Source organism: Litchfieldia stipae, assembly GCF_014837155.1.
Lineage (GTDB): Bacteria > Bacillota > Bacilli > Bacillales > Bacillaceae_L > Litchfieldia.
In genome coordinates this window covers 1-26,040 of the sequence record NZ_JACYHA010000012.1, presented here as the reverse complement: position 1 = coordinate 26,040, position 26,040 = coordinate 1, and the positions used below count along the sequence as shown (strand labels likewise).

Genomic DNA, 26,040 nt, shown 5'->3' with positions numbered 1-26,040 from the left:
ATTTTACAGGTATCTATTCGTCGTTTAAAGTCATTATTCCTTCCTCAAAAAAAATAAGCAATCATCCGTCTTAAGATGATTGCTCAAGCTGTGTTGAAGGAAAAGCCGATTAATGGTATTGATACCAAACAAACCAGCCGTTGTCCTTGCTTTTTGCTAAGAATAATTGACCCTGTCCTAAGCTAGCGCCAGGTGCTTTTGGAAAGTCTAAGCGGACAAGCCAGGACCTATTAGCAATTTCCTTCCCACAAAAGGTTTTGGCAATACCATAATAGGCTTCTTCGTCTTCATGACCAACTGTGTCTGGAAAAGGTTTTGCAGTTAAGACATTCCATTTCGTATACATGTCAGGAAAATCATCGATACCTGTTCCATACGTATTTGGTATTAACGTATTTAAGGCTTCAATGACTTCTCTTTGATTCTTGATGGATGTTTGCTCTAATTCACTTAACGAAGGACATTTTTTCTCCTGAGCATATCCATGACTAGTACAAATTAACAAAATCGAAATGATCAATATTATTCGTTTTTTCACGCCTAATCCACCTCAAAATTATCATGCCTAATTTTCAGGAAAAATAGTCCAGTGTTTGAATAATATCTAGTCCCTTTCTTGACAGGACGCCTTATGTTTATCAAAATTGTCAATAGCTGTATGTTCTATCCTGATAGGAATTTCTGTGCAATCTTACATAGTTTCCTATATAATTTAAAACGATATTTACTGTATTCGGTTTATTAAAATAAGATAATAGTAGGTGGAAAACGTGGATCGTAAGAAAGAGTTGAAACAACACTTTAAGGAAACATCCGTCGAAGCAGGTGTTTATCAGATAAAGAATACAATCAATCATAAAATATTGGTTGGAAGTACGAAAAACATTAAAACACTAAACGGATTAAAATTCATGCTTGAAACAAATGGATATACAACAAACAAGGAGCTACAAAAAGAATGGAACCAGTATGGCAAAGATGCTTTTATAATTGAGGTATTGGAAAAGTTGAAAAAGAGTGATCATCCATATATTAACGAAAAAGAAGCGTTATTAAATCTTGAAGAAGAATGGCTAGAAAAGTTACAACCGTATGGAGAACAAGGGTATAACCTAAAGTAGTCTTAATAAAAAGGCTGTTTTTCTCAAATTTGCTGTTCCAGACAAAAAGTATATTCAGGCTGCAGAATGAAAAGCATACCAATCGAGATTAGATGCGAATTGGTATGCTTTTTGTTTTAAATAATTTAGTTGCTTTTCCATCGAAAAGGAGCGACTTACTCCTGACTTAATCCTTACAATGTCTTCTCTAATTCATACCAATAATGACAAAGGGTCAGCAAGCCTTTATCATAGTTTTCTAGGTGGAAATGTTCATTTGGGGCATGGAAGTTTTCCGTTGGTAATCCAAAGCCCATCAGAACGGTAGGGATGTTTAGAATTTGATCAAATGCCGCCACGATTGGGATGGACCCGCCACCGCGCGTATAAGATGTTGGTACTTCATACACTTTTTCATAAGCACGACCTGCCGCTTGGATCGCTGGGTGGTCGAATGGAGTGACAAAAGGAGCTCCTTTATCAAAGAGTGAAACCTTCACCTCAACCCCCTTTGGCTTATGTGCTTCAATATGCTTTTGAAGTAATTCAGCAATCTCGTCTGGATCCTGATCTGGAACTAAACGGCAAGTGATTTTCGCACCAGCCTCAGCAGGCAATACTGTTTTTATACCATCCCCTTGGAAGCCTCCGTAGATGCCATTTACCTCAAGCGTCGGTCTTACCCATGTACGCTCTAAATAGGTATAACCTTCTTCTCCAAATAATTCAGGAACCTCTAATTCCGCACGCACGGTTTCTTCATCAAAGTTTAACGCATCATAGGCCGCCTTTTCTTCGTCTGTGAGAGGAGCAACCTTATCATAGAAGCCTTCAACCGTAATTTTCCCATGCTCATTATGGAAGGTTCCAACCAGCTCTACTAACGCATGGATGGCATTTTGAACACCGCCACCGTATAGGCCAGAGTGAAGGTCACCTTTTGCCCCTTTGATGTCAATTTGCAGGCCACATAAGCCTCTTAGACCATAACAAATCGTTGGCTTTCCACGCTCAAGCATTCCTGTATCAGAGATGACAAGAATATCTGCTGCGAGAAGCTCTTTGTTTTCCTCGGTAAAAGCAGGGAGGTTTGGACTGCCGATTTCTTCCTCACCTTCAATACAGAATTTCACATTAACAGGTAGAGTTCCTGTTGTTTCAAGGATTGCTTCAATCGCTTTTAAGTGCATGAATGTTTGTCCTTTATCATCACTTGCGCCTCGAGCAAAGATTTTCTCATCACGAATCTCAGCCTCAAAAGGTGGGCTGTCCCATAAGTGAAGGGGATCCACAGGCTGCACATCATAGTGACCGTAAATCAGGACTGTTGGTTTGCCAGGGGCATTTAACCAGTCAGCATATACAATTGGATGTCCCTTTGTTTCATGTACTGCCACATGTTCCATCCCAATATCCGTCAGTGCTGAAGCCATCCAGTTCGCTGCCTTCTTCACATCCTCTTTATGATCTGGGAGTGCGCTTATACTTTGAATCGATAATAGTTCAAATAATTGCTTCAGGTGCTCATCTCGATGTTGAGTTAAATAATCTTGCGTCTTTTGCTCCATATGTAGATCCTCCTTCAAAAAATGATGTCTATGAATATATTTTGCTCCTTTAGTCCGTTAAAAGCAAGAATTGAATTAGATTGTTAAGTGTAAAACCGCAGCCTGAATACACTCCGCGTCCTGTAGGAGCCAACTAATCCCACGGGAGTCTACGTGTACTCAGTCTGCTAGTAATGAGCCTCTCTATTTTTCAAGACTTTACAACAATTATTGAAAAAAAGCCTTTTTATAGACTAAATACTCACCGCCGGATATCGATCCTTCCAAGGTCGTGCCTCTTCAAGCTGTCCAGCGAGTTGCAGGAGGGTCGCTTCATCCCCGTAAGGTGCCATGAAATGCACGCCAACTGGAAGTCCCGCCTCATTCCAATATAGGGGAACATTCATCGCTGGAATCCCGGTTGCATTTGCGACAGGCGTATACGGAACCCATCCATTGATCACCTTTGAATAGTTATCAAGATCGTTCTCATACTTGATTTCGCCAACCTTAACGGGCGGCTTGGAAAGGGTAGGAGTAAGTAACAAATCATAGCTAGTGAAAAATTGTGCCAGCTCACGACTTAGACTTTGCATATAAGTAGTGGCAAATAAATAATCAAGGCCGGTCATTGTCTTCGCCTGTTCTAGAATCGCCCATGTTAGAGGTTCAAAATCACCCCCAGTTGGCTTTCGACCGACTAATTGTTCAAGCGGAGCTACTCCTATTAAAAGAAGCTGGTACCATAGAACGGTAAATGCCTCTGTAAATCCGTTGACATCAATACGAGGCATCGCTTCCTCTACTTCATGTCCGAGGTCTGTTAATAGTTTCACAGCATCCATCACCGCATCAACACAATCAGAGTCAATAGGAGAACCATCAAACCTGGTGGTGACATAGGCAATCCGGAGCTTCTTTGGAGTCTTTGACACCTCATGTAAAAACGATCCTTCAAATCGAGGTGCAGGATAAGGGTCGCCCACCCCAGCCCCATGTGTAGCATCAAGAAGGGCCGCACTATCTCTAACCGAGCGGGAGATACAATGACTGATTGCAATACCAACGGGATCAGGATTTTTTGGATTGCGACCACGACTTACTTTAAGTCCAAATAAGCCACAACAAGAGGCTGGGATACGGATTGAACCGCCCCCATCAGAAGCATGAGCCACCGGAACAATCCCTGCCGCAACGGCCACCGCAGCTCCACCGCTTGAACCGCCAGCAGTATACTCAGTATTCCAAGGATTGCGAGTTGGACCAAAGAGGGCGGGTTCTGTAATCGGTTGAATACCAAATTCACAAGTATTTGTTTTTCCGATAGTGACTAGCCCTGACTTGCGAATACGCGAAACAAGCTCTGATTCAACAGGGGCAATGAATTCTTTAAAATACTTCGAACCACCTGAATATCTAGTGCCCGCAAAAAACTCTAGGTCCTTCATTAAAAAAGGTACACCACCGAAGGGACCTGATGGATGTGAAGGCTGCGTTGTTTGGTCTACAAGTGAGTTAACAGCATTGATCAAAGGATTAACCTGTTCAATTCGTTTCAAAGTTACCTCAACTAGTTCATCAGACGTCACTTCTTTTTCCCGAATTAGTTTGGCAAGGGTTAATGCATCCATCCATTTAAATTGATCCATATCTATCACAACTCCTCACGGTTTAATACAATCGTTTCGTGTAGCTTTCTTCTAAGTCTACCTTGATTGATTCAGGTGTATGGTCTTCTAGCTTCACATGGTCAGCGATCATTTTCGGAATCGAAGGCAGAGCCTCTTTTTCAGGCCAAGCGGTTGGATTCCAGAGGGAGGAGCGCTTAAGGGCTTTGGCGCAATGGATGAAGCACTCTTCAATTTCAATTCCGATTCCAAGAGTTGGGATGTGCCCACGGATCTCTAGCTGTTCCAAATATTTTTTATCTTGAATAATCCAAGCCTTGCCATTGATTCGTAAGGTTTCTTCCAATCCAGGAATCAGAAAGATTAAGCCAATCTGTGGATTGACCAGGATATTGCGCATCGAATCCACGCGTTTGTTGCCTGGACGATCAGGAATGACGAGATGTGTATCATCCACAACCAATGTGAAACCTGGATGGTCACCACGAGGAGACACGTCACAGGTGCCATCCTGATGTGATGTGGAAATGAAGACGATGGGTGATAATTGCAAGAAGTTCTTGCAGTGGGTATCTAGGTGATGAATGACTTTATTGGCTGCTAATTTACCAGGAGATCCTCCTAGCACGTCAGTTAATTCCTCAACCGATGTAATTTTCTCTCTAAACAAATCTGACAACACAATCCACTCCTCTAATTACATACTCTTGTTAAAATTATACAATATAATCAAGGGTATGATTTTATTTTTCAAGAAAAGACACGTATAATTGAAAATTATAAGCTGTTTTCTCAAAGTGTTTTTTTTAATAATTGAAAGTGAGATTTCTAGCAGACTGAATACATGGAGACTCCCGTGGGATGCGTGGCCAAAGTGAGACCCCACAGGACGCGGAGTGTATTCAGGCTGCGATTAATAACAGCAATAATTTGTTCGAAAAAAGTTAAATTATAAGTGAATTTACAACTTAGAAAAGAAGGGTGTTGTAATGATGATTAAGTGTATTGCAATTGATATGGATGGAACGTTGTTAAATGAACATCATGTAGTAAGTGATCTCAATAAGCAAGCAATTGAAGCAGCGCAAGCGAAAGGGATAGAGGTTGTGATCGCAACAGGAAGATCCTTTCCTGAGGCAAAATTCCCTTTAGAGGCAGCAGAGCTAAATTGTCCGATTATTGCTGTAAACGGCGCAGATGTGAGATCGATTTCAGGTGAAAGAATCCACGAGAGTCCAATTGATCAAGAAACAGCATTCAAAGTCATGGATATCTTAAATAAGCACAACGCTTATTATGAATTATATACAGAAGATGGAACCTACTCTAAGGACTATGATCAAGGACTAATGATCATCATGGACATCTTCATGAGCCCAAATTTCCAACATGTAAACTATGAAGAAACTGTGAAGGCGGCAAAAGAACGATTTGAAAGTGGCTTGATTCAATTAGTTGATGAATTTGATTCGATTGTGAAAAACAATGTCTCTGTCTATAAATTTATAACCTTCTCATTCGATGAGAAAGTGCTTGCTGAACTAAGAGAGGCACTGTCAACCATTGAAGGAATTGCGATTAGTTCATCAGGAAAAGAAAACATTGAAATCAATAGTGTTCATGCTCAAAAGGGACTAGCCTTAACTGAATTTGTCGCAAAACGAAACATCACACTTGAAGAAACAATGGCGATTGGAGATAACTACAATGACCTCTCGATGTTCCAGCGCGTTGGCCGAGCAGTTGCGATGGGAAATGCCCCAGAAGAAGTAAAGAAGCACGGTCATATCATCACTGACACTAACAAGAACGATGGGGTAGGGAAAGCGATTCTTGAAGTTGTGAATCAGTAGGAACCCGATAGAAAAAGGAGTCAAACCACAAGCGGTTGACTCCTTTTTTCTTAACTGATTTTTTTTGATTTCTTTGTAGCCGCAACCTCTTGTTGAAACGACTTCACCATCGAAATGCAGGTGAAGATTAGAATAATTGCAAGCGGAAAAGCACTAACAATAATTGCTGTCTGCATCGCACTTAATCCACCTGAAAGCATTAATACAACTGCTGATAAGGCTAAAATAATCCCCCATGTGAATTTCACGAAATTAGTCGGGTTAAGTGAACCATTTGTCGTTTGCATGCCAAGGACAAAGGTCGCAGAATCTGCTGAAGTAATAAAGAAGGTCGAAATTAATAATAAAGTGATCACAGATAAAACAGATGTAAAGGGCATTTGTTGGAAGACATAGAACAAAGCCGTTTCTGTCGATTGACCGGACACATCTGCTCCCATATTATATTCAAAGTGAATCCCAGTTCCTCCAAACACCGCAAACCAGAAGCAGCATACAAGGGTAGGGACCAATAATACCGCCACCACAAACTCTCTTACCGTACGCCCCTTTGAAACACGCGCAATAAAGGTACCGACAAAGGGAGCCCAAGCAATCCACCATGCCCAATAAAAAATTGTCCACCCTTGAACCCAAGCGGCCCGTTCTTCATTGAAAGGAGACAAACGAAGTCCCATACTAGGCAAGTTCTGGATATACGTTCCTAATGTCGTTGTAAAAAGATCTAATAGAAACACGGTTGGGCCAAGAAATAAAAATGTAAATAATAAAATAACGGCCAAAATCATATTGGCATTACTTAAATACTTAATCCCTTTTTTTATCCCAGTTCCCGCCGAGATTAAAAATAAAATGGTCACGATCGAAATAATGATCAATTGAATGCCAAAATGATTAGGAATCCCGAATAAGTAACTTAGCCCACCGTTGATTTGCTGCGACCCAAGACCAAGTGAAGCTGCTACACCAAAGATGGTGGCAAATACAGCAATCACATCAATTGTAATTCCAATAGGTCCCTTTGTTTTTTCACCAAGTAGTGGATAAAGAGTCGCACTCATGAGACCGGGTAGGTCTTTTCTAAATTTGTAGTATGCCAAAGCTAGCGCAATCGTTGCGTAGATGGCCCATGCATGAAATCCCCAATGCAAATACGTATATCTCAAGGATGTTCGTGCCGCTTCGCTCGATCCTGGTTCAATATCAAGCGGAGGTGTAACGAAATGGGAAATAGGCTCGGAGACCCCGAAGAACAATAGACCAATCCCCATCCCAGCACTAAATAACATCGCAAACCATGTGATGTTATTAAATTCTGGCTTGTCACTATCTTTTCCTAGCTTGATTTTTCCGTAACGGCTAAAAATTAAAAATAGAGCAAAAATCAAAAAGAACGTCGCCACAAGCTGATAAAACCACCCAAAGTTAACAAGAAAAAAACCTTGAGCCACGCCCATTGCCTGCTCTAGGTTACTTGGGAATAAAACCCCCCATGCCACAAACAAGCAAGCAATCACAAGAGAAATCCAAAAAACACTTGTTACTTCCTTTCTCATCGTAACCCCCCTTTATATATGTAGAGTGTTTGAGTTCGCCATGGTTTTTATGTATTGAAAAGGAAGATCCGACATAGATCTTCCTTACACATGGTTTAGTTTATTGCTTTGAAAGATTTTGTTGAGCCATTTTAATCATTTCTTTGACCATGCTGCCGCCAATTTGTCCACCCACTTTTCCAGCCTGCTTGGACGTGAGAGTCCCGTTATAGCCTTCTTGAAGTGGAATACCTAACTCCTTTGCCACTTCATATTTAACAGCGTCTGGTGAGCTCTGATCGGGATGATAGCCCTGTTCCTTCATCACTGAGGCCTTTAATTGATCTAGAGCAGGTCGTGCTTCGCGAACTAAGGGACGACGCTTTCTTGCCATCAGAAAACCTCCTTTTTAACAAACGTATACACCTATAAATTGTCCTATTTTAAGTAAAAAACAGCCTTTCTTAAAAAAATAAACATTTTTAGCTAAAATTTTTTGAAATTTGTGTTTTAAAACCGCTTGTTTTGGCTAATCTAGTAAAGTAATTTAAACATCCACAAGATTAATAGGAATTTTTCATCTAAAAGTTGCCAAGCTAAGCAAAACGTGGTAAAAAGAATATGTGTTCTTTAAGGAGAGGAGAAAAGATTATGAATAAAACTGAATTAGTTACTGCAGTAGCAGAAAGCTCTGAACTATCAAAAAAAGATGCGACAAAGGCTGTTGACGCAGTATTTGAAGCAATTCAAGAAGCATTAGCAAGCGGAGATAAAGTACAATTAATCGGCTTCGGTAATTTCGAGGTTCGTGAGCGTTCTGCTCGTAAGGGTCGTAACCCACAAACTGGTGAAGAAATCGAAATCGCTGCTAGCAAAGTTCCTGCATTCAAGCCAGGAAAAGCATTAAAAGAAGCGGTAAACTAATGAACCAACAAAAAAGCTGACTTAAAACAAGTCAGCTTTTTTTTAACGTATTCCATTTTGGGAGTGAAAATCGAACGAGCAACTCATTTCTCTTTTATAAGGGAGCCGAGATAGATTATATTATTCTATAAATAATGGAGGGGATTATGTTGAATTCATTTATTGAAGTAACTGATAAAAAATCAAAAGAAAAAATATTGATCAACACGTTGTTGGTGATAGAAGTAAGAGAAAATCGTATATCAGTAGCGAATGGTTTCTCGTTAAATACATACAAAACGGAAGAAACTTACGATGAATTAAAGGAAAAATTAAATGCCAGATGATTTTAACAACAAAAAGACATACCAATTTCTATTTTAATTGGTATGCCAATTGATCCTCTTACTTAACTGAATCAGTTAAGTATTTTTTATGCGTTTATTTATCTATCTATCAGAATACTAGTAGCCATGTTTACAACATCCTCAGTTGGTGGCTCGACATGTTCTAATGGGTATTTAAGTCCTAATGTATGCCACTTATAGACGCCTAACTTGTGATATGGTAGGATTTCTACCTTTTCAACATTATTTAATGTGTCAATGAAGGCACGTAGTTTTTTCAAATCTTCTGGGTCATCCGTTTTTCCAGGAATGAGTACGTGACGAATCCAAACAGGGATGTTTCGATCAGATAAATAGTTTGCAAATTCTAAGATGTGCTCATTAGGTTTGCCTGTTAGCTTACGGTGTTTTTTTGAATCAATTTGTTTAAGGTCTAGTAGTAATAGGTCAGTATATTTTAGAACCTCAGCAAGTTTTTCTTGAAAGGTTTCTTCTTGGCTATAGCAGCCACCAGACGTATCAATTGTTGTATGAATGCCAAGCTTCTTACATGCCTTAAATAAAGCTAGTAGGAAATCAAGCTGTAGTAAAGGCTCTCCACCACTAACAGTGATTCCTCCATTAGATGCTTTGATGAAAGGAAGGTAGCTCTTTAAATCCTTAATGACTTCCTCCACTGTAATTTCTCTGCCTTTACCGATCTCCCAAGTGTCTGGGTTGTGACAGAATTGACAGCGTAGAAGACAGCCTTGTGTAAAAATAATATAGCGTAATCCAGGTCCATCCACCGTTCCGCAAGATTCGATCGAATGTATATATCCGTTCATATTGATATCCTCCTTCTTGGGGATGAAGCTAGTATGACGTGAATTCCCCTAAATGATTTTTTCTAAGTGTTGAGCTAATAGGTTGTGTTGTGTAATTATGCCGCAGCATGAATACACTCCGCGTCCTGTGGGTGACCAGTGAGCCTGTAGGAGTCTATAGTGTATTCATGCTGCTAGAATAGATTATGAATTCCCTAATAGGAGTTCTGTTATTCTATTTTTATAAGTTATCGTGGAACGTACGGTTAATGACGTCGATTTGTTGCTCACGAGTTAATTTGATAAAGTTAACCGCATATCCAGATACACGAATAGTTAATTGTGGGTATTCTTCTGGATGCTCCATTGCGTCTAATAATGTTTCACGATTAAATACGTTAATGTTTAAGTGGTGACCTTCTTTTTCAGCATATCCATCAAGAATCGCTACTAGGTTTAGTACTTGTGTTTCTTCTTCTTTTCCTAGTGCTTTAGGTACGATTGAGAATGTATTTGAGATGCCATCAAGAGATTGATCATATGGTAATTTCGCTACTGAGCTTAATGAAGCTAGAGCACCTTTTGTATCACGACCGTGTAATGGGTTTGCACCAGGAGCGAATGGTTCGCCAGCACGTCTTCCGTCAGGTGTATTTCCAGTTTTCTTACCATAAACAACGTTAGATGTAATCGTTAAGATTGACATTGTGTGTAAAGAATCACGGTATGTTTTGAACTTTCTTAGCTTTGTCATGAATGTTTCAACAAGCTGAACAGCTAGATCATCAACTGCATCGTCGTTGTTTCCGTATTTCGGGAAGTCTCCATCCACTTCAAAGTCTGTCACAAGACCATTTTCATCACGAATGGTTTTTACCTTCGCATATTTGATGGCACTTAGTGAGTCAGCAACTACTGATAGACCAGCAATACCTGTTGCCATGGTACGTAAGATGTTAGTATCGTGTAATGCCATTTCAATGCGTTCATATGAATACTTATCATGCATATAGTGAATCACATTTAATGTGTTGATATATAGTTCTGCTAACCATTCCATCACAGTATCAAACTTCGCCATAACTTCGTTGTAATCTAATACATCAGAAGTGATTGGGGCAAATTCTGGGCCTACTTGGAATTTTAATTTCTCATCCACACCACCATTGATTGCATATAATAATGCTTTTGCAAGGTTCGCACGTGCTCCGAAGAATTGCATTTGCTTTCCAATTCTCATGGCAGATACACAGCATGCGATTCCGTAGTCATCACCAAATTGCTCGCGCATAATATCATCGTTTTCGTATTGGATAGAGCTTGTTTTGATCGACATTTTTGCACAGTATTTCTTGAACTCCTCAGGAAGCTGAGTAGACCAAAGCACTGTTAAGTTTGGCTCTGGAGCAGGACCTAGGTTATCTAATGTGTGTAAGAATCGGAATGAGCTCTTCGTTACCAGTGGACGACCATCTAAGGCAACCCCACCAATTGATTCTGTTACCCATGTTGGGTCACCACTGAATAATTCGTTATAGTCAGGTGTACGAGCAAATTTCACAAGACGCAGCTTCATGACAAAATGATCCACTAATTCTTGCGCTTCTTCCTCAGTTAGAACACCATTTTCTAAGTCACGCTCGATATAGATATCAAGGAATGATGATGTGCGGCCTAAGCTCATTGCTGCACCGTTTTGTTCTTTAATTGCAGCTAGGTAACCGAAGTATAACCATTGGAATGCTTCCTTCGCATTTGTAGCTGGCTCTGAAATATCAAAGTTATACGCACTTGCAAGTTGCTTCAATTCTTGAAGGGAGCGAATTTGCTCAGAAAGTTCTTCACGTAAACGGATAATTTCCTCAGACATTGTCTTTGCACCCGTTTGCTTAAGGTCCTTCTTCTTCTCTTCAATTAGACGATTTACTCCGTATAATGCGACACGACGATAGTCACCGATTATTCTTCCACGCCCGTAAGCATCTGGAAGGCCAGTGATAATTCCAGCTTTTCTAGCAGCCTTCATTTCATCTGTATAAGCATCGAATACACCTTGGTTATGTGTTTTACGATAGTCTGAGAAGATTTTGCTAACTTCTTCACTTACTTTAAATCCGTAAGATTCAGCAGCAGCTTCAGCCATACGAATCCCACCAAATGGTTGAAGAGAGCGCTTGAACGGCTTGTCAGTTTGAACACCTACTACTTTTTCGATTTCTTCATTTAAGTAACCAGGACCATGAGATGTAATTGTTGATACAATTTCAGTATCCATATCAAGAACGCCGCCGTTGTCACGCTCTTGCTTCGTTAATTCCATCACTTGCTTCCATAGCTTATTCGTATTTTCAGTTGCATCTGCTAAAAACTCTTCATTTCCTGTATAAGGATTGATGTTAGTTAGAATAAAGTCTCTAACATTAATCTCTTTCATCCATTTACCTTCTACAAACTTTTCCCATTGTTTCATAACGGAAACCTCCTTAAGGTTGTATAACAGTTTTTAAATTGAATATATAACAGTTTCTACTAATAGAATACTATGGTTATCCTCAGGTTAACAGGGGGTAGTCGTGAAATATTTGTGAACTATTGAACAATAATCTGTGAACGTCAAGTGTTTATTGGTTTCTGGAGACATTGTAGCACTTTTTATTTTCGTTAGACATGGTATGTTTTGGGTATCCATCCAATTGTGTGATTAGATTCACAATTATATAACAGTTTGAAAATTTTAAGAAACTGTACTATAAAATCGGATTCCAATTCCTGTTATAGAAGCTGCTTGTTCGATGTGTTAAAGTAATAATAAGCATGCTAAAATGGTTAGGAGTTTTTCAATGGATGTTCTTACTAATCAGTGGTCCACTATTTTGGAAAAAGAGTGGAAACAGGATTACTTTTTAAGTTTATCACAGTTTATAAAGGAAGAGTGTGATACTTTTAACATCTATCCTGAGAAGAAGAATGTGTTTCGTTCCTTCGAATTAACCGATTTCAATCAAGTGAAGGTTGTCATCCTTGGTCAGGATCCATATCACGGGCCTGGTCAGGCAAATGGGTTAAGCTTCTCGGTTCAACCAGGTGTTAAGATTCCGCCTTCATTAATGAATATATTTAAAGAATTGCAGGACGATCTAGGTTGTGCGATTCCTACTCATGGCAGTTTGGAGAAATGGGCAGGGCAAGGAGTTCTTCTATTAAATACGGTGCTAACTGTAAGACAAGGGGAGGCTAATTCACATAAAGGGAAGGGCTGGGAGCGATTTACCGATCAGGTGATCAAGCATTTGAATGAACGGGAAGAGCCTGTGATTTTTATTTTATGGGGAAATCCCGCGCAATCAAAATCAAAGCTCATTACAAATGATCATCATTTCGTCTTAACCGCACCACATCCAAGTCCGCTTTCTGTCTATAGAGGATTCTTTGGAAGCAAGCCTTTTTCAAAGGTAAATAAAATATTGAAAGAACAGGGACTTTCAGAAATTAATTGGCAAATTGATGAGATTGAGGTGTAGTAGGGAATGAGGGAGAGAATCAATTGTTTTTCCTGTCAGCACTTTTATACAACATGGGATCCTAAATTCCCTAAGGGCTGTCGGGCATTTAATTTTAAAACAACATCCATGCCTTCAGTCACCGTTTACCAATCCTCAGGTGACAATTGCATGAAGTTCACTGATAAAAATAAGAGCAGAAAAAGTAGTGAAAGGGGGTACTTAGCATGAATGTATCAATGAACCGAATTTTAGAGAAAATGACAATCGAATTAGCAAAAGCCAAGCAGGAGCAAAATGAAGGCAAAGTAAGAGAGCATTTCATTGCCATGAGAACATTATGTGACCTTGTATTAGAGGAACGACAAGAGGCAAATGAGGTTGTGTATCCAAAGAGTTTTGCTCAGCCTATCCAGCAGACGCCACCAATGACAATGCCGATGGGAACGTCGTTACCTTCGACAAAGATGGATGAAGATGATGCAAATGGTGGTTCACTTTTAGATTTTTAACTTAAATTCCCACCCATAGAATGATTCTCGTTGGAAAATCTATGACTGAGAGATCATAGCTTTGGAGGTGGGAATGAATATGGTTGACTCTAGATATGGAATGTCTGGCAGCTATCCAATCATTGCTGGTATAACAGCACCAGGTTTGGGTGATGAAGGAACTGGAAAGTTGAGAGAGGATCGGTATGAAGTGTTAGTGAATAATGATCTTGTTGGAAAGAAAACATTACTTGGACAAAATGATCAAATGTCTGATGTGGACGATTTCTTGAAGCAACAAGGCTTCACTGAATTCAAAACCGAGCTTGAAGGCGATCATTATCATGTCGAAACTAGCGCCGAATACGAAGGCGATATGAAACAAGCTTTGAAAGTTTATTTGAATAATCGTTGATGATTGATGAGCTGTCTCTAGTGGGGCGGCTTTTTTGATGGGGGAATGCTATAGAGAGGCGAATGCATTTCGTTGGATTATAGCTCTAGTTCGTTGGATTCCGCCCTGATTTCGTTGAATGAATTGATATGCTTCAGACAGAAAGGGCCTTCCGTTGAATCAAGGATGATTTTCGTTGGATTATAGCTCTAGTTCGTTGGATTCCGCTCCGATTTCGTTGAATGAATTGATATGCTTCAGACAGAAAGGACCTTTCGTTGAATTATGGCTCTGGTTCGTTGGATTCCGCCCCGATTTCGTTGAATGAATGGATATGCTTCAGCCAGAAAGGACCTTTCGTTGAATCATACTTCACTTTCGTTGGATTATGGCTCTAGTTCGTTGGATTATGGCTCTAGTTCGTTGGATTCCGCTCGGATTTCGTTGAATGAATGGATATGCTTCAGACAGAAAGGACCTTTCGTTGAATCATACCGTTCTTTCGTCGGATTATGGCTCTAGTTCGTTGGATTCCGCTCCGATTTCGTTGAATGAATTGATATGCTGCAACCAGGAAGGGCCTTCCGTTGAATCAAGCCTGATTTTCGTTGGATTATAGCTCTAGTTCGTTGGATTCCGCCCCGATTTCGTTGAATGAATTGATATGCTGCAGCTAGGAAGGGCCTTCCGTTGAATCAAGGATGATTTTCGTTGGATTATAGCTCTAGTTCGTTGGAATTCGCTTCGATTTCGTTGAATGAATTGATATGCTTCAGACAGAAAGGACCTTTCGTTGAATCATACTTCACTTTCGTTGGATTATGGCTCTGGTTCGTTGGATTCCGCCCCGATTTCGTTGAATGAATGGATATGCTTCAGCCAGAAAGGACCTTTCGTTGAATCATACCGTTCTTTCGTCGGATTATGGCTCTGGTTCGTTGGATTCCGCCCCGATTTCGTTGAATGAATGGATATGCTTCAGCCAGAAAGGACCTTTCGTTGAATCAGGCATCACTTTCGTTGGATTATAGCTCTAGTTCGTTGGATTCCGCCCTGATTTCGTTGAATGAATTGATATGCTTCAGCCAGGAAGGGACTTCCGTTGAATCAAGCCTGATTTTCGTTGGATTATAGCTCTAGTTCGTTGGATTCCGTCCTGATTTCGTTGAATGAATTGATATGCTTCAGCCAGGAAGACCCTTCCGTTGAATCAAGCCTGATTTTCGTTGGATTATGGCTCTAGTTCGTTGGATTCCGCCCTGATTTCGTTGAATGAATTGATATGCTGCAGTCAGGAAGGGCCTTCCGTTGAATCAAGCCTGATTTTCGTTGGATTATAGCTCTAGTTCGTTGGAATTCCCTTCAATTTGGTTGAAATAAATTAATATGCTGCAGCCAGGAAGTCCCTTCCGTTGAATCAAGCATCACTTTCGTTGGATTATAGCTCTAGTTCGTTGGATTCCGCCCCGATTTCGTTGAATGAATGGATATGCATCATCCAGGAAGTCCCTTCCGTTGAATCAAGCATCACTTTCGTTGGATTATTGGTCTGATTCGTTGGAATCCTCTCCACTTTCGTGGAATAAATCATGCTACTTCCTCCGTCCATCTCAAAAGATTGATTGCCCACAGCCCCACCGTTATAATTAGAGCTAGATGAAGAATGTTAGTTGAATGGAGAGATTTATATGAAGTTATTTTTAATTTTAGGAGCGATCAATGCCTTTTTAGCAGTGGCACTTGGTGCGTTTGGGGCACATGGGTTAGAAGGGAAGCTAACAGAGAAGTATTTGAAAGTGTGGGAGACTGGGGTTACCTACCATATGTATCATGCGCTCGGCCTTATTTTGGTTGCGTTTCTAGCAGATAAATGGCCAAACTCATCGCTAGTAAGCTTTTCTGGTTGGTTAATGTTTATCGGTATTATTCTCTTTTCTGGAAGCTTATATGTTTTAAGTACGTCTGGAATCAAAGTATTAGGAGCGATCACTCCGCTTGGTGGAGTTGCGTTTCTTGCTGCATGGATCTTAATTATTGTCGCAGCGGTTAAACAATTATAGAAAAAATATGAAGAACCATATCCCAAGTAGGTATGGTTCTTTTTGTAGATAAAAGAGCAGGCTGAATACACGAAAGACTCCCGTGGGAAAAGTGAGACACCGTAGGTACGAGGGGGCTCGCCGGTCACCCCACAGGACGCGGAGTGTATTTCAGCTTGCGTTTTTTCAGAGTGAACTCTATGTGTAACTACCAATTATTTTTACCAACAAAAAAGGAGTGTGCCCAAAGCAACACTCCTAATCTATTATTATCTTGGTGGATACGTGCTTAATCCCGGTGTTGAACCATAAGAATATTCATAATCAAGCTCTTCATCGAAAGTTACATAATCTAAGTAAACCATTAACAGTAAGTAGCGCATGCCTGTGTCTGGATCGCTTAAGATTAAGTGGTCACGACCTGCAGCTTCGATAATTCCTCTGAAAATTTTTGCATTCCATTGCGTGTTATTTTCAAATGTCATATACACTGTTGCTAATTTGCCTTTGTTTAAGCGTAGAATGTTCTCTACATAGGATTGCTCAAGCGGCAGCATACCTGGCTCTTGGCCGATTGGTGGAGCAGGTTGATATGGTGTTTGATACACAGGTTGCTGTGCGGCTGGCTGTTGATATGGTGTTTGGTATCCAGCTGGATAACCGTACCCGTAAGCAGCTGTTGGATCTGTGAACCCTGCATAAGGATTATATGCAGAGCCATAGTTTGCATATGGATTTTGATTTCTTACTTCACTTTCTTGATTTTGGTTCTGTTGATTTTGACTCATGTTGAAACCTCCTCAGGTAAGTATTAAATCACTCGTTCTCTCTCTGTAAGATAAATGAGTTGCTGTTAGCGAATTGAACACCTTAATAACATATTAAGAAGAGGAAAATAGGTTACAGCCTTTTTGAAAAAATTAAATAGTGAATTCTCTAGAACCTATGAGGAAATTTGTAGGATTATGCAAGTCCACTCAAAAATATAGACGGTTTTCTAAAAGTTTGTTGTTTAATGATAAGAAAGTATATAAATATGGAATACCGCAGTATTTTTAGGTTACCTATATAGTTTATGAACGCACGAGCCTTTGGTAAAGTCGTTCATCAATGATCGGTTATTTACTAAACAAAAAAGGATGACTAAAAGTAGTCATCCTAAATGGTAATTAGTTAACATGTAAAAAAGACTCAAGTCCATCCTCTGGAAGGATGTTTCCAACGAAGAAAGTACCGAATTCCCCGTAACGAGCACTTACTTCATCAAAGCGCATTTCATAAACTAGCTTCTTGAATTGAAGAACATCATCAGAGAATAATGTTACACCCCACTCGTAATCGTCAAAACCAACAGATCCAGAAATAATCTGCTTCACTTTACCAGCATATTGACGGCCGATCATTCCGTGGCTACGCATGAGTGAACGGCGCTCTTCCATCGGAAGCATATACCAGTTATCTTCTCCTAGGCGACGCTTGTCCATTGGATAGAAGCAAACATGCTTAGCTTTCGGTAAGATTGGGTATAGACGTGCAAGGATTTGAGGATTTTCATAAGGATTCTCCCCAGCAGGTAAATAGTTACTTAACTCAACCACTGACACATAAGAATGAACAGGGATTGTATATTCAGCAAGCTTGGACTTGTTAAATTCCATTTCGATTTCATTTAGTTCTTCCATCGTTGGACGAAGGAACATCATCATGAAGTCTGCTTTTTGGCCCACAATCGAATAAAGCGCATGACTGCCTTTTTTCTCGTTTTGTGTGACATTCCATTTTTCTAATAAACCGAGATATTCATGAATGGCAACTTGGCGTTCCTCACTCGAAATACTTTTCCAAAGAGTCCAATCCATGGTACGGAAATCATGTAGACAGTACCAACCATCTAATGTTTGTGCTGCTTCACTCATTTAACTCAACTCCTATTTATTCGGTAATAGTATGTATCCATCAATAATATATCATAGTTTAGCCTTACGTTAATGGAATTAACCTCGGGAAAAACGATGGAATGAAAGAATTCGTCAAAAATGTGACTAGAAAACGGAGATAACGGGAAAATAAGTACGTCTTATACTTGATATATATAAACTGTATTAATCTGTACCATGCATTTTCATGAATGTGTTAGAACAGATGTGTGAATTTCAATTGAATAAGATGAATGATTGTTTTCTCTTGTTATTTGGCAGTTAAATGAACTGTGAAATTGGTTGTTTTATCATCTGTACTAAAGAGATTCACAAATTTGTTAAAACAGTTTTATTGCATTTTATTGAAAAAAGTTTATTCTTAAGATAGTACATATTTAAGTTTGGGAGGATTTATCGTGAGTTTATTTGATGTGTTAAAAGAAAAAGTAACTGGAAAGCAGTTGAAAATTGTATTTCCTGAAGGATTAGATGATCGTATTTTAACAGCGGTAAGCCGTTTAGCAAGTGAAGGAATCATGACTCCTGTTGTTGTTGGTAACAAGGAAGAGGTTTCGCAAAAGGCATCTGAATTAGGATTATCATTAGCTGGTGTGGAAGTATATGATCCTAGCAGCTACCCAGAAATGGACGAATTAGTGGCTGCATTCGTTGAAAGACGTAAAGGAAAAGCAACAGAAGAGGATGCAAGAAAAATCCTTTTAGATGAAAATTACTTTGGTACAATGCTTGTTTACTTAAACAAAGCACATGGACTAGTGAGTGGTGCAGCACATTCAACGGCTGATACTGTACGTCCAGCACTTCAAATTATTAAAACAAAGCCAGGCGTGAAGAAAACTTCAGGCGTATTCATCATGGTTCGTGAAGATGAGAAATATGTATTTGCAGATTGTGCAATTAATATTTCACCTGACAGCCAAGATCTTGCTGAAATTGCGATCGAAAGTGCAAGAACAGCTGCAATGTTTGATATCGATCCACGCGTTGCAATGCTAAGCTTCTCAACAAAAGGTTCAGCGAAATCTCCAGAAACTGAAAAAGTCGTTGGAGCTACAAAAATTGCTCAAGAATTAGAGCCAACACTAGTTCTTGATGGAGAATTCCAATTTGACGCTGCATTCGTGCCATCTGTTGCAGAGAAAAAAGCACCAGGTTCAGTCCTTAAGGGTGACGCAAACGTATTTGTGTTCCCAAGCCTTGAAGCAGGAAACATTGGCTACAAAATTGCACAACGTCTAGGAAACTTTGAAGCAGTTGGACCAATCCTACAAGGATTAAATGCACCTGTAAATGACCTATCACGTGGATGTAACGACGAAGACGTCTACAAACTAGCTCTTATCACAGCTGCACAAGCACTGTAATTGTAATTAAAAACGAAGGATTGTAATATCTAGCAGAATGCATACACGTAGACTCCCGCGGGATGCGTGGCCAAAGTGAGACCCCGCAGGAGCATCGCGACGAGGAGGCTCACCGGTCACCCCGCAGGACGCGGAGTGTATTCAGGCTGCGGGGATTAAAGCAACAATCTTATACAAAGGATCGATTAAAGATAGTCACACAGTTGGCTATCTTTTTTGGCAATGCTATAATAAATTGGTTTTGGTACAAATGTGTAAGGAGAAATGAAGATGACAAGTCTATTAAAGCAAGAAAAATGGCGTTTTATTGATCATACAAGTCTTGGCCCTTTTTTTGATGCAAAGCAATCATTTGCCTATGATGACACACTTTGTGCCTCAGTTGGAAAAGGGGAAAGCTCTCCCACCACAAGAACCTGGGTCCATCATGATACGATTGTCCTTGGCATACAGGATACAAAACTTCCTTACCTGAACGAAGGAATCGACCACTTAAAGAGTCAAGGCTATCAAGTCGTTGTCAGGAACTCAGGTGGACTTGCTGTTGTTTTAGACGAAGGGGTTCTTAATATTTCATTAATTTTTCCTGAGGCTGACAAAGGAATTGATATCAATCGTGGATATGACACGATGGTTGAGTTAATTAAAGAATTGTTAGCTGAGGAGAATGTGCAGATTGAGGCAAGGGAGATTGTTGGTTCCTATTGCCCTGGTAGCTATGATTTAAGCATAGATGGCAAGAAATTCGCAGGGATTTCACAGCGCAGATTGCGTGGTGGGGTTGCTGTTCAAATTTACCTGAGTGTAACTGAGAGCGGGTCGAAGCGAGCAAACTTGATCCAGGAATTCTATCGTCTTTCCTTGAAAAATGAGGAAACGAAATTCATCTTTCCAGATATTGTTCCAAATACGATGGCATCTTTATCAGAGCTGCTTGGCAAAGAAATGACGGTTCAAATGTTCATGCTTCGACTTCTACAAACCTTGCAAAAAAACAGTCAACAAATCTACACATCTGACATGACTGAGGCTGAGAACGAACGCTTCCAGCAAAACTATCAACGCATGATCGATCGGAATGAAAAGGTGTTTAATTAAAAGTGTGTAAAATATATGCTGGTATGATAAATCTAGCAGTCGGAATACACGTAGACTCCCGCGGGATGCGTGGCCAAAGTGAGACCCCGCAGGCACGAGGAGGCTCACCGGTCACCCCGCAGGACGCGGAGTGTATTCCGACTGCGGCTTTTAGAACAGAAAAAGACTGCCCCAAGTATAATTAAGGGACAGCCTCTATGATTTCCAGAGATTATTCAGCTACTTTTTCAAGATTTCCGTTGCGGTCCATTTTGAATTTAGTAGATGGACGTTCTTCTTCTTCAAACAACACGAGCTTTCGGGCACGGTTCATAATCTTCATCAATGTTTCATAGTCTTCTTGAATATTTTGAGATTGCTGCTCAAGCTTTGCAACCTTTGCTTCAAGCTCCTTATTCACATCTTTCAATTCTCGATTTTCCATCTTCAATCTCTCATTCTCTTTTTGAAGGCCAGATACTGAGCCAGTGCGATTTTTCATTGATTCCAAATAAGAGATTACATGTTCAATTGTGACCATTTCGTTTGTAACAGGTGCAGTCACTTTTGGTGTAACAGCAGATGGTGTCTCAATTGTAGAAAATTCTACTGGTGCTTCCAGACTTTCAATAGTTGGTACTGGTGGTGTATATAATAATTTTTTCTTAACAGGCTGATGTTGACCTAAGGCACGTTGACGTTGTTTGCGTTGTTTTTTCGCTAATTGTAATGCTTTTTCATAGTTATGTCGTACAACCGCATTCCAACGGAACCCGCAAGCGGCTGATGTTCGATTTAATACGTCTCCAACCTCGTCAAAGGCATTTAATTGAGTACTTCCTTCCCTTACGTGTCTTAATACCGTTTCTGCTAGTAATAAATCATTTTCTTCTGTCCATGCATCTTGTCTTTCTTTCATATAAATTCCACTCCTACCTAGATTAATTTCATATAGTATCAACTGGTAGTTTTGTTTAAAAGGCTGCTCACCAGTCACCCCGCCGGACGCGGAGTGTATTCTGGCTGCGGGTTCATTGCAAAAATCTATATAAAAACAGCCTTTAAAAAAGAGGTTACCTAGTTGATAGTTTACAATTTTGTTTTTGTGCGAAATGCATTTGATAATTCTATGATTGACAAAAAAGACAGGAGCTATACACGAAAAAAACGCCAATTTCTGTTCGGTTGCAATAGACGTTAATAATATGTAAAATAGCCTATAGAAAAGAAACAGGTAACTGATAGAATAGAAAGAAGGATTTCATCCATGTCAAACGAATTTAGAATCTGTGACGATTGCCAAGCAACGAACATCAAGACACTCGTTCCAAGATTAAAGAAAATAGATGAAGAAGCAACGATCGACATCGCCTGCCAATCCTACTGCGGACCAGGAAGAAAGAAATCATTTGCATTTGTAAATAATCGTCCACTCTCAGCTCCAACAGAAGACGAGCTAATCGAAAAAATTGAGAAAAAACTAAATAAATAACCCATATCACCTCGAAGACTCTCCAAAGAGAACAGGTGATTTTTTCTTGAAAAAATAGACGGGTATTTAAAAAAATTAGCAGAATGCATACACGTAGACTTCCGCGGGATACGTGGCCAAAGTGAGACCCCGCAGGACGCAGAGTGTATGCATTCTGCGGCATTCAAAGCCACACCAGTACCTCCGTAAATTTGGTAAAGCTCAAAAAAAATAGAATCGAAATATGTACGAAAATGGGTTTTTTTGTCTAACAGAAGACGCTATAATAAGAGATACATGTAATGATGGAAGAGGTAAAACATGACATATTCCAATGAAAAACTAAGCGAAGAAAAAGTGTTTAAAGACCCTGTCCACCGCTATGTCCATGTTCGTGACAAACTAATTTGGGAACTAATTGCCACAAAAGAATTTCAAAGACTTCGTCGAATAAGGCAGCTTGGAACCACATTTGTCACCTTTCACGGTGCTGAACATAGCCGATTTAATCACTCCCTAGGTGTCTATGAAATTATCCGTAGAATGATTGATGATATTTTCGTGGATCGTCCATATTGGAACCCAGACGAACGTCTTTTGTGTCTTTGTTCTGCTCTTCTTCATGATTTAGGACATGGTCCTTTTTCACATTCGTTTGAAAAAGTATTCCATCTAGACCATGAGGATTTTACCCAGAGTATTATTTTGGGTGAAACGGAGGTTAATAGTGTACTCAAAAAAGTGAGTGCTGATTTTCCGAAGAAAGTGGCAGAGGTCATCGCAAAAACCTATGAGAATAAGCTTGTTGTCAGTATGATTTCAAGTCAAATTGATGCCGATCGAATGGATTATTTACAGCGAGATGCTTACTATACTGGAGTCAGCTATGGCCACTTCGATATGGAGCGAATTCTTCGAGTTATGCGTCCTCAAGAAGATCAAGTGGTAATAAAAAGTAGTGGCATGCATGCCGTCGAAGACTATATAATGAGTCGTTATCAAATGTACTGGCAGGTCTACTTTCATCCAGTGACTAGAAGCTCTGAGGTCATTTTGACAAAGATTCTACACCGAGCAAAAAAACTATATGAAAAGAACTTTAGCTTTCAAACAAAGCCTACACATTTTTACTCCATTTTTAACAACGAAGTGACAGTAAGTGATTACTTGAAGCTCGATGAATCAGTGATTCTCTATTATTTTCAAGCATGGCAGGAAGAAGATGATGAGATTTTAAGTGATTTATGCAGCCGCTTCTGTGACCGGAAGCTGTTTAAGTACGTCGAATTTAACCCAAGTGAGCAAATGATGGAATTGATGGAGCTTACTCAGCTGTTTAAAAAGGCTGGAATTAACCCTGACTATTATTTAGTTGTAGATTCCTCTTCAGATCTACCATACGATTTCTATCGTCCTGGTGAAGAAGAAGAGCGCCTACCCATCCATTTACTCATGCCAACGGGAGAAATACGTGAACTCTCACGCCAATCTGAAATTGTTGACGCCATTTCTGGAAAAAGAAGAACGGACCATAAGCTCTATTTCCCAGAAGACATGATCAACAAACTTTCATCAAAATCAACAGTAAAGAAGAAGATTAAAGAATTGTTAGATATAAAATAAAAACGTTTGGAACAAACCGGATGAGGAGATGACGGGGGATTGTTAACTGAACACGCAAAAATCATGCAAGCCTTCTCTAGTGCAGGGGAAATTACAGGTCGAAAAAAACTGCAAAAAATGATTTATATCGCCAAGAAGGTTGATTTTCCATTTTTCGAGAAATACAACTTTCACTTCTATGGACCTTACTCAGAGGAACTAACCTTACGCGTAGAAGAGCTCTGTAATCTAGGCTTCCTAAATGAAGAAAAAGAAGATAAGGGTAACTATATTCAATATAAATACTCGTTAACAGAGAAAGGGCAACAATTCTTAAGCCATTATGAGTTGGACATGCCTCCACTAGATGAAACCATGCAAAATCTAAACCAACAAAATGCAAGGTTTCTTGAATTAGTATCGACAGTTCTTTATTTTGATACTTTGCCTAAGGAAGAAGTGAAAAATAAAATTTTCACGTTGAAAAGTAAACAGAGATATACTGACGAAGAAGTTGAGGAAGCCTATCGATATATTGCCTCACTTCAAAAGCAATTAGTGATGAATTAATAGAGGAAGAGGATGTCCTTAGGGGCTACTACCTCACGAAAGCATGGGAATTCTCCATGCTTTTTTTAGTTTTTCTCTTTCGATAGAGTTTGAGATTTCATAAGCGGAGAATTTACCGCTATTTTAGATTTGGGGGCAAAAGTAGTCGAAATAAGGAAAGATTCTCCGGTTAATAGCTTAAAATAAGGCGGAATTCAACCATTTTGATGATATAACAGGAAAAATTTCCTTTATTTAAAGGGGAATAAGGCTATCTCCCAATTTAACCGGAAATTCTCCTTTTATTTTTCAAACATAGTCCGAGCAAATCTGTTTTCAAATCGTGATGAATCAAAAGCTAATTTACCTAAAACATATAAAAATAGGGTGGGAAAATCCTGCGATTTCCCACCCTATTTGCGTTGCGTGATCCACTATTCTACTAAATGCTATTCGTCACTAAGACGCTTTCCAGCGACTGCGTAGTGGTTTTTTGGCATTTCTTCGATGAAAACGACGACTTTTTCTTCAGGAGCACCAGTTGTTTCGGATACAGCTTCAGTTACCTTTTTAGCAAGAGCCTTTTTTTGTTCTTCAGTACGACCTTCAAGCATTTTAACTGTTACGTATGGCATTAGAATTCTCCTTTGATTAAGTATTTTTTGTAAGGCTGTTTTCGATAAATCCTGTTTAATAGAAGGATAATCTAGCAGTCTGAATACACTGAGACTCCTGCGGGATACGTGGCCAAAAGCGAGACCCGCAGGAACGCAGTGACGAGGAGGCTCGCCGGACACCCCGCCGGACGCGGAGGGTATTCAGGCTGCTGCTTTATAAACAACACTTTATACGAAAACAATCATTATGAAAACTTGTATGTTCATTATTTTAACTTATTGCACCCAATATTGTATACTGATGTTAATGAACATAAAAAAAGGAGAAACCGTGTGGACATCATACAACAATTTATTAGATATCCGTTAGAAACGATTCCGTTTGTCGTCATTTCACTTTTAATTGCTTTTACAGTCCATGAGTTTGCACATGCTTTTGTTGCCTACAAATTTGGGGATCCTACTGCACAGAAGCAGGGGCGACTGACGCTGAATCCAATTGCTCATATTGATCCAATTGGGACGATTTTGATTTTTATCGCTGGGTTTGGGTGGGCGAAACCAGTTCCAGTGAATCGGTTTTATTTTAAGAATCCTCGCCTTGCTGGGATCCTTGTTTCGGTGGCAGGTCCGATTAGTAACTTGATTGCTGCGGCTGTTGCGATTGTTTTGTTTTATTTATTAGCTAGCCTTGGTGTATTTACGTCGTTAACAGGGCTTGCGTTAGAGGCAGTTGAACAATTCTTCAATATTTTTGTTAGCCTGAATGTGATGCTGTTTGTGTTTAATTTGCTGCCATTCCCACCTCTTGATGGGTACCGAATTATTGAGGATTTAATGCCGGATCCTATCCGTGCAAAGATGACGCAGTATGAGAGCTATGGTGTGATTTTGTTTTTATTTTTAGTCATTACTCCAATTGGAGACCGTACAATTTTCCCTTTTTTAGGGAATGGTATTTATATCGTGCAAGACGTTTTGTTTAGGATAATTGCTCCAATATTTGGGTATTGAAGAGGATTGGTGTGTGGCCCTTAAACTTGTAGAATTTAGCAAATGAGGTAACTAGAATCGCGAAGAAGTGCCCTGATCATGGTGGATTACGGTAGAAGAGGTAACTAGAGGAGCGAAGAAGTGCCCCGATCGTGGTGGATTGTTGTGTATGGGGTAACTAGAGGAGCGAAGAAGTGCCCCGATCGTGGTGGATTGTTGTGTATGGGGTAACTAGAGGAGCGAAGAAGTGCCCCGATCGTGGTGGATTGTTGTGTATGGGGTAA

The 26,040-nt window shown here is 39.8% G+C and carries 28 protein-coding genes; 14 read left to right on the top strand and 14 right to left on the bottom strand.

All coding sequences use genetic code 11. The annotated features are described in order from the left end of the window. Positions 1–109: 109 nt before the first annotated feature. Positions 110–538, bottom strand: coding sequence for a hypothetical protein (locus F7888_RS14180; protein ID WP_318246297.1), 429 nt, complete (start codon positions 536–538; stop codon positions 110–112). Positions 539–770: 232 nt separating this feature from the next. Between F7888_RS14180 and F7888_RS14175 the strand changes: the two genes are divergently transcribed. Further along, positions 771–1,121, top strand: a complete 351-nt coding sequence (locus F7888_RS14175; RefSeq protein WP_191780451.1) for a GIY-YIG nuclease family protein — start codon at positions 771–773, stop codon at positions 1,119–1,121. A 173-nt stretch (positions 1,122–1,294) separates the two neighbouring features. Here the strand turns inward: F7888_RS14175 and F7888_RS14170 are convergent, their stop codons facing one another. The 3 genes from F7888_RS14170 to F7888_RS14160 all read right to left on the bottom strand — a co-directional run bounded on the left by F7888_RS14170 (position 1,295) and on the right by F7888_RS14160 (position 4,957). Beyond that, positions 1,295–2,668 (bottom strand): dipeptidase, encoded by a 1,374-nt coding sequence (locus F7888_RS14170; protein WP_191780448.1) that lies wholly within the window; start codon positions 2,666–2,668, stop codon positions 1,295–1,297. A gap of 233 nt (positions 2,669–2,901) precedes the next feature. Then, positions 2,902–4,296, bottom strand: a complete 1,395-nt coding sequence (locus F7888_RS14165) for an amidase (RefSeq protein WP_191780447.1) — start codon at positions 4,294–4,296, stop codon at positions 2,902–2,904. A 22-nt stretch (positions 4,297–4,318) separates the two neighbouring features. Further along, positions 4,319–4,957 (bottom strand): MSMEG_1061 family FMN-dependent PPOX-type flavoprotein, encoded by a 639-nt coding sequence (locus tag F7888_RS14160; protein WP_318246296.1) that lies wholly within the window; start codon positions 4,955–4,957, stop codon positions 4,319–4,321. Between the two features lie 307 nt (positions 4,958–5,264). Here F7888_RS14160 and F7888_RS14155 point away from each other — a divergent pair, with 307 nt between their 5' ends. Then, positions 5,265–6,128 (top strand): Cof-type HAD-IIB family hydrolase, encoded by an 864-nt coding sequence (locus F7888_RS14155; RefSeq protein ID WP_225228810.1) that lies wholly within the window; start codon positions 5,265–5,267, stop codon positions 6,126–6,128. Here F7888_RS14155 and cas5 read toward each other — a convergent pair. From cas5 to F7888_RS14145, 3 genes are all read right to left on the bottom strand, one after another. After that, positions 6,076–6,213 carry a CRISPR-associated protein Cas5 gene (cas5, locus tag F7888_RS23080; protein ID WP_225228809.1) on the bottom strand — a complete coding sequence of 46 codons (138 nt, stop codon included), beginning with the start codon at positions 6,211–6,213 and terminating at the stop codon, positions 6,076–6,078. The two genes, F7888_RS14155 and cas5, sit on opposite strands and share 53 nt — an antisense overlap. Next, entirely contained in the window at positions 6,179–7,684 is a 1,506-nt protein-coding gene (locus F7888_RS14150; protein ID WP_191780443.1) for a glycine betaine uptake BCCT transporter, read from the bottom strand. The genes cas5 and F7888_RS14150 overlap by 35 nt, the downstream gene beginning before the upstream one ends. Positions 7,685–7,784: 100 nt before the next feature. Then, positions 7,785–8,057: a small, acid-soluble spore protein, alpha/beta type gene (locus tag F7888_RS14145; protein ID WP_191780441.1), complete on the bottom strand. Its 273-nt coding sequence runs from the start codon at positions 8,055–8,057 to the stop codon at positions 7,785–7,787. 257 nt (positions 8,058–8,314) lie between these two features. Between F7888_RS14145 and F7888_RS14140 the strand changes: the two genes are divergently transcribed. Then, positions 8,315–8,587: an HU family DNA-binding protein gene (locus F7888_RS14140; protein ID WP_090853529.1), complete on the top strand. Its 273-nt coding sequence runs from the start codon at positions 8,315–8,317 to the stop codon at positions 8,585–8,587. Positions 8,588–8,733: 146 nt separating this feature from the next. Next, the gene (locus tag F7888_RS14135) at positions 8,734–8,913 is read left to right on the top strand and encodes a hypothetical protein (protein WP_191780439.1); all 180 of its coding nucleotides are present in this window, start codon (positions 8,734–8,736) and stop codon (positions 8,911–8,913) included. 98 nt (positions 8,914–9,011) lie between these two features. Here F7888_RS14135 and pflA read toward each other — a convergent pair whose 3' ends face one another. Both pflA and pflB read right to left on the bottom strand, forming a co-directional pair. Continuing rightward, positions 9,012–9,740, bottom strand: a complete 729-nt coding sequence (pflA, locus tag F7888_RS14130; protein ID WP_191780437.1) for a pyruvate formate-lyase-activating protein — start codon at positions 9,738–9,740, stop codon at positions 9,012–9,014. Positions 9,741–9,960: 220 nt separating this feature from the next. Continuing rightward, a complete protein-coding gene (pflB, locus tag F7888_RS14125; protein ID WP_191780435.1) occupies positions 9,961–12,189 on the bottom strand; it encodes a formate C-acetyltransferase in 2,229 nt (742 codons plus the stop codon). A gap of 370 nt (positions 12,190–12,559) precedes the next feature. On the opposite strand from pflB, the gene F7888_RS14120 reads away from it, so the two are divergent. The 3 genes from F7888_RS14120 to F7888_RS14110 all read left to right on the top strand — a co-directional run bounded on the left by F7888_RS14120 (position 12,560) and on the right by F7888_RS14110 (position 14,125). Further along, the gene (locus tag F7888_RS14120; protein WP_191780433.1) at positions 12,560–13,240 is read left to right on the top strand and encodes a uracil-DNA glycosylase; all 681 of its coding nucleotides are present in this window, start codon (positions 12,560–12,562) and stop codon (positions 13,238–13,240) included. 206 nt (positions 13,241–13,446) lie between these two features. Then, positions 13,447–13,731 carry a YwdI family protein gene (locus F7888_RS14115; protein ID WP_191780431.1) on the top strand — a complete coding sequence of 95 codons (285 nt, stop codon included), beginning with the start codon at positions 13,447–13,449 and terminating at the stop codon, positions 13,729–13,731. A 73-nt stretch (positions 13,732–13,804) separates the two neighbouring features. Next, complete coding sequence (locus F7888_RS14110) at positions 13,805–14,125, top strand: hypothetical protein (protein WP_191780429.1); 321 nt, start codon at positions 13,805–13,807, stop codon at positions 14,123–14,125. Between the two features lie 1,417 nt (positions 14,126–15,542). Here the strand turns inward: F7888_RS14110 and F7888_RS14105 are convergent. Further along, positions 15,543–15,695, bottom strand: a complete 153-nt coding sequence (locus F7888_RS14105) for a hypothetical protein (RefSeq protein ID WP_191780427.1) — start codon at positions 15,693–15,695, stop codon at positions 15,543–15,545. A 97-nt stretch (positions 15,696–15,792) separates the two neighbouring features. On the opposite strand from F7888_RS14105, the gene F7888_RS14100 reads away from it, so the two are divergent. Beyond that, the gene (locus F7888_RS14100; RefSeq protein ID WP_191780425.1) at positions 15,793–16,164 is read left to right on the top strand and encodes a DUF423 domain-containing protein; all 372 of its coding nucleotides are present in this window, start codon (positions 15,793–15,795) and stop codon (positions 16,162–16,164) included. 248 nt (positions 16,165–16,412) lie between these two features. Here the strand turns inward: F7888_RS14100 and gerQ are convergent, their stop codons facing one another. After that, positions 16,413–16,931, bottom strand: a complete 519-nt coding sequence (gene gerQ / locus F7888_RS22675; RefSeq protein ID WP_225228807.1) for a spore coat protein GerQ — start codon at positions 16,929–16,931, stop codon at positions 16,413–16,415. 381 nt (positions 16,932–17,312) lie between these two features. After that, entirely contained in the window at positions 17,313–18,059 is a 747-nt protein-coding gene (gene hemQ / locus F7888_RS14090; RefSeq protein ID WP_191780424.1) for a hydrogen peroxide-dependent heme synthase, read from the bottom strand. Between the two features lie 419 nt (positions 18,060–18,478). Between hemQ and pta the strand changes: the two genes are divergently transcribed. Continuing rightward, positions 18,479–19,447: a phosphate acetyltransferase gene (gene pta, locus F7888_RS14085; RefSeq protein ID WP_412096004.1), complete on the top strand. Its 969-nt coding sequence runs from the start codon at positions 18,479–18,481 to the stop codon at positions 19,445–19,447. A 270-nt stretch (positions 19,448–19,717) separates the two neighbouring features. Beyond that, the gene (locus F7888_RS14080; protein WP_318246295.1) at positions 19,718–20,545 is read left to right on the top strand and encodes a lipoate--protein ligase family protein; all 828 of its coding nucleotides are present in this window, start codon (positions 19,718–19,720) and stop codon (positions 20,543–20,545) included. A 211-nt stretch (positions 20,546–20,756) separates the two neighbouring features. On the opposite strand, the gene F7888_RS14075 is transcribed toward F7888_RS14080, so the two are convergent. Further along, entirely contained in the window at positions 20,757–21,443 is a 687-nt protein-coding gene (locus F7888_RS14075) for an RsfA family transcriptional regulator (RefSeq protein ID WP_191780420.1), read from the bottom strand. 348 nt (positions 21,444–21,791) lie between these two features. Here F7888_RS14075 and F7888_RS14070 point away from each other — a divergent pair, with 348 nt between their 5' ends. The 3 genes from F7888_RS14070 to F7888_RS14060 all read left to right on the top strand — a co-directional run bounded on the left by F7888_RS14070 (position 21,792) and on the right by F7888_RS14060 (position 24,167). Continuing rightward, complete coding sequence (locus F7888_RS14070) at positions 21,792–22,016, top strand: YuzB family protein (RefSeq protein WP_191780418.1); 225 nt, start codon at positions 21,792–21,794, stop codon at positions 22,014–22,016. Positions 22,017–22,316: 300 nt separating this feature from the next. Continuing rightward, positions 22,317–23,618, top strand: coding sequence for an HD domain-containing protein (locus tag F7888_RS14065; RefSeq protein WP_191780416.1), 1,302 nt, complete (start codon positions 22,317–22,319; stop codon positions 23,616–23,618). Positions 23,619–23,657: 39 nt separating this feature from the next. Continuing rightward, positions 23,658–24,167 carry a YwgA family protein gene (locus tag F7888_RS14060; protein ID WP_191780414.1) on the top strand — a complete coding sequence of 170 codons (510 nt, stop codon included), beginning with the start codon at positions 23,658–23,660 and terminating at the stop codon, positions 24,165–24,167. Positions 24,168–24,595: 428 nt separating this feature from the next. Here the strand turns inward: F7888_RS14060 and F7888_RS14055 are convergent, their stop codons facing one another. Further along, a complete protein-coding gene (locus F7888_RS14055; protein WP_191780412.1) occupies positions 24,596–24,781 on the bottom strand; it encodes a 2-hydroxymuconate tautomerase in 186 nt (61 codons plus the stop codon). Positions 24,782–25,105: 324 nt separating this feature from the next. On the opposite strand from F7888_RS14055, the gene F7888_RS14050 reads away from it, so the two are divergent. Next, positions 25,106–25,777, top strand: a complete 672-nt coding sequence (locus F7888_RS14050) for a site-2 protease family protein (RefSeq protein ID WP_191780657.1) — start codon at positions 25,106–25,108, stop codon at positions 25,775–25,777. The last annotated feature ends 263 nt before the right edge of the window (positions 25,778–26,040 follow it).

Excerpts from the sequence above, each read along its gene's own strand:
- pflB (WP_191780435.1), bottom strand. The coding sequence starts at position 12,189 with ATGAAACAATGGGAAAAGTTTGTAGAAGGTAAATGGATGAAAGAGATT.
- hemQ (WP_191780424.1), bottom strand. The coding sequence starts at position 18,059 with ATGAGTGAAGCAGCACAAACATTAGATGGTTGGTACTGTCTACATGAT.
- F7888_RS14135 (WP_191780439.1), top strand. The coding sequence starts at position 8,734 with ATGTTGAATTCATTTATTGAAGTAACTGATAAAAAATCAAAAGAAAAA.
- F7888_RS14155 (WP_225228810.1), top strand. The coding sequence starts at position 5,265 with ATGATGATTAAGTGTATTGCAATTGATATGGATGGAACGTTGTTAAAT.
- F7888_RS14165 (WP_191780447.1), bottom strand. The coding sequence starts at position 4,296 with ATGGATCAATTTAAATGGATGGATGCATTAACCCTTGCCAAACTAATT.
- gerQ (WP_225228807.1), bottom strand. The coding sequence starts at position 16,931 with ATGAGTCAAAATCAACAGAACCAAAATCAAGAAAGTGAAGTAAGAAAT.
- F7888_RS14075 (WP_191780420.1), bottom strand. The coding sequence starts at position 21,443 with ATGAAAGAAAGACAAGATGCATGGACAGAAGAAAATGATTTATTACTA.
- F7888_RS14055 (WP_191780412.1), bottom strand. The coding sequence starts at position 24,781 with ATGCCATACGTAACAGTTAAAATGCTTGAAGGTCGTACTGAAGAACAA.
- F7888_RS14115 (WP_191780431.1), top strand. The coding sequence starts at position 13,447 with ATGAATGTATCAATGAACCGAATTTTAGAGAAAATGACAATCGAATTA.
- F7888_RS14105 (WP_191780427.1), bottom strand. The coding sequence starts at position 15,695 with ATGATTTATTCCACGAAAGTGGAGAGGATTCCAACGAATCAGACCAAT.
- F7888_RS14070 (WP_191780418.1), top strand. The coding sequence starts at position 21,792 with ATGTCAAACGAATTTAGAATCTGTGACGATTGCCAAGCAACGAACATC.
- F7888_RS14080 (WP_318246295.1), top strand. The coding sequence starts at position 19,718 with ATGACAAGTCTATTAAAGCAAGAAAAATGGCGTTTTATTGATCATACA.
- F7888_RS14145 (WP_191780441.1), bottom strand. The coding sequence starts at position 8,057 with ATGGCAAGAAAGCGTCGTCCCTTAGTTCGCGAAGCACGACCTGCTCTA.
- F7888_RS14100 (WP_191780425.1), top strand. The coding sequence starts at position 15,793 with ATGAAGTTATTTTTAATTTTAGGAGCGATCAATGCCTTTTTAGCAGTG.
- pflA (WP_191780437.1), bottom strand. The coding sequence starts at position 9,740 with ATGAACGGATATATACATTCGATCGAATCTTGCGGAACGGTGGATGGA.
- F7888_RS14140 (WP_090853529.1), top strand. The coding sequence starts at position 8,315 with ATGAATAAAACTGAATTAGTTACTGCAGTAGCAGAAAGCTCTGAACTA.
- F7888_RS14170 (WP_191780448.1), bottom strand. The coding sequence starts at position 2,668 with ATGGAGCAAAAGACGCAAGATTATTTAACTCAACATCGAGATGAGCAC.
- F7888_RS14150 (WP_191780443.1), bottom strand. The coding sequence starts at position 7,684 with ATGAGAAAGGAAGTAACAAGTGTTTTTTGGATTTCTCTTGTGATTGCT.
- F7888_RS14120 (WP_191780433.1), top strand. The coding sequence starts at position 12,560 with ATGGATGTTCTTACTAATCAGTGGTCCACTATTTTGGAAAAAGAGTGG.
- F7888_RS14065 (WP_191780416.1), top strand. The coding sequence starts at position 22,317 with ATGACATATTCCAATGAAAAACTAAGCGAAGAAAAAGTGTTTAAAGAC.
- F7888_RS14110 (WP_191780429.1), top strand. The coding sequence starts at position 13,805 with ATGAATATGGTTGACTCTAGATATGGAATGTCTGGCAGCTATCCAATC.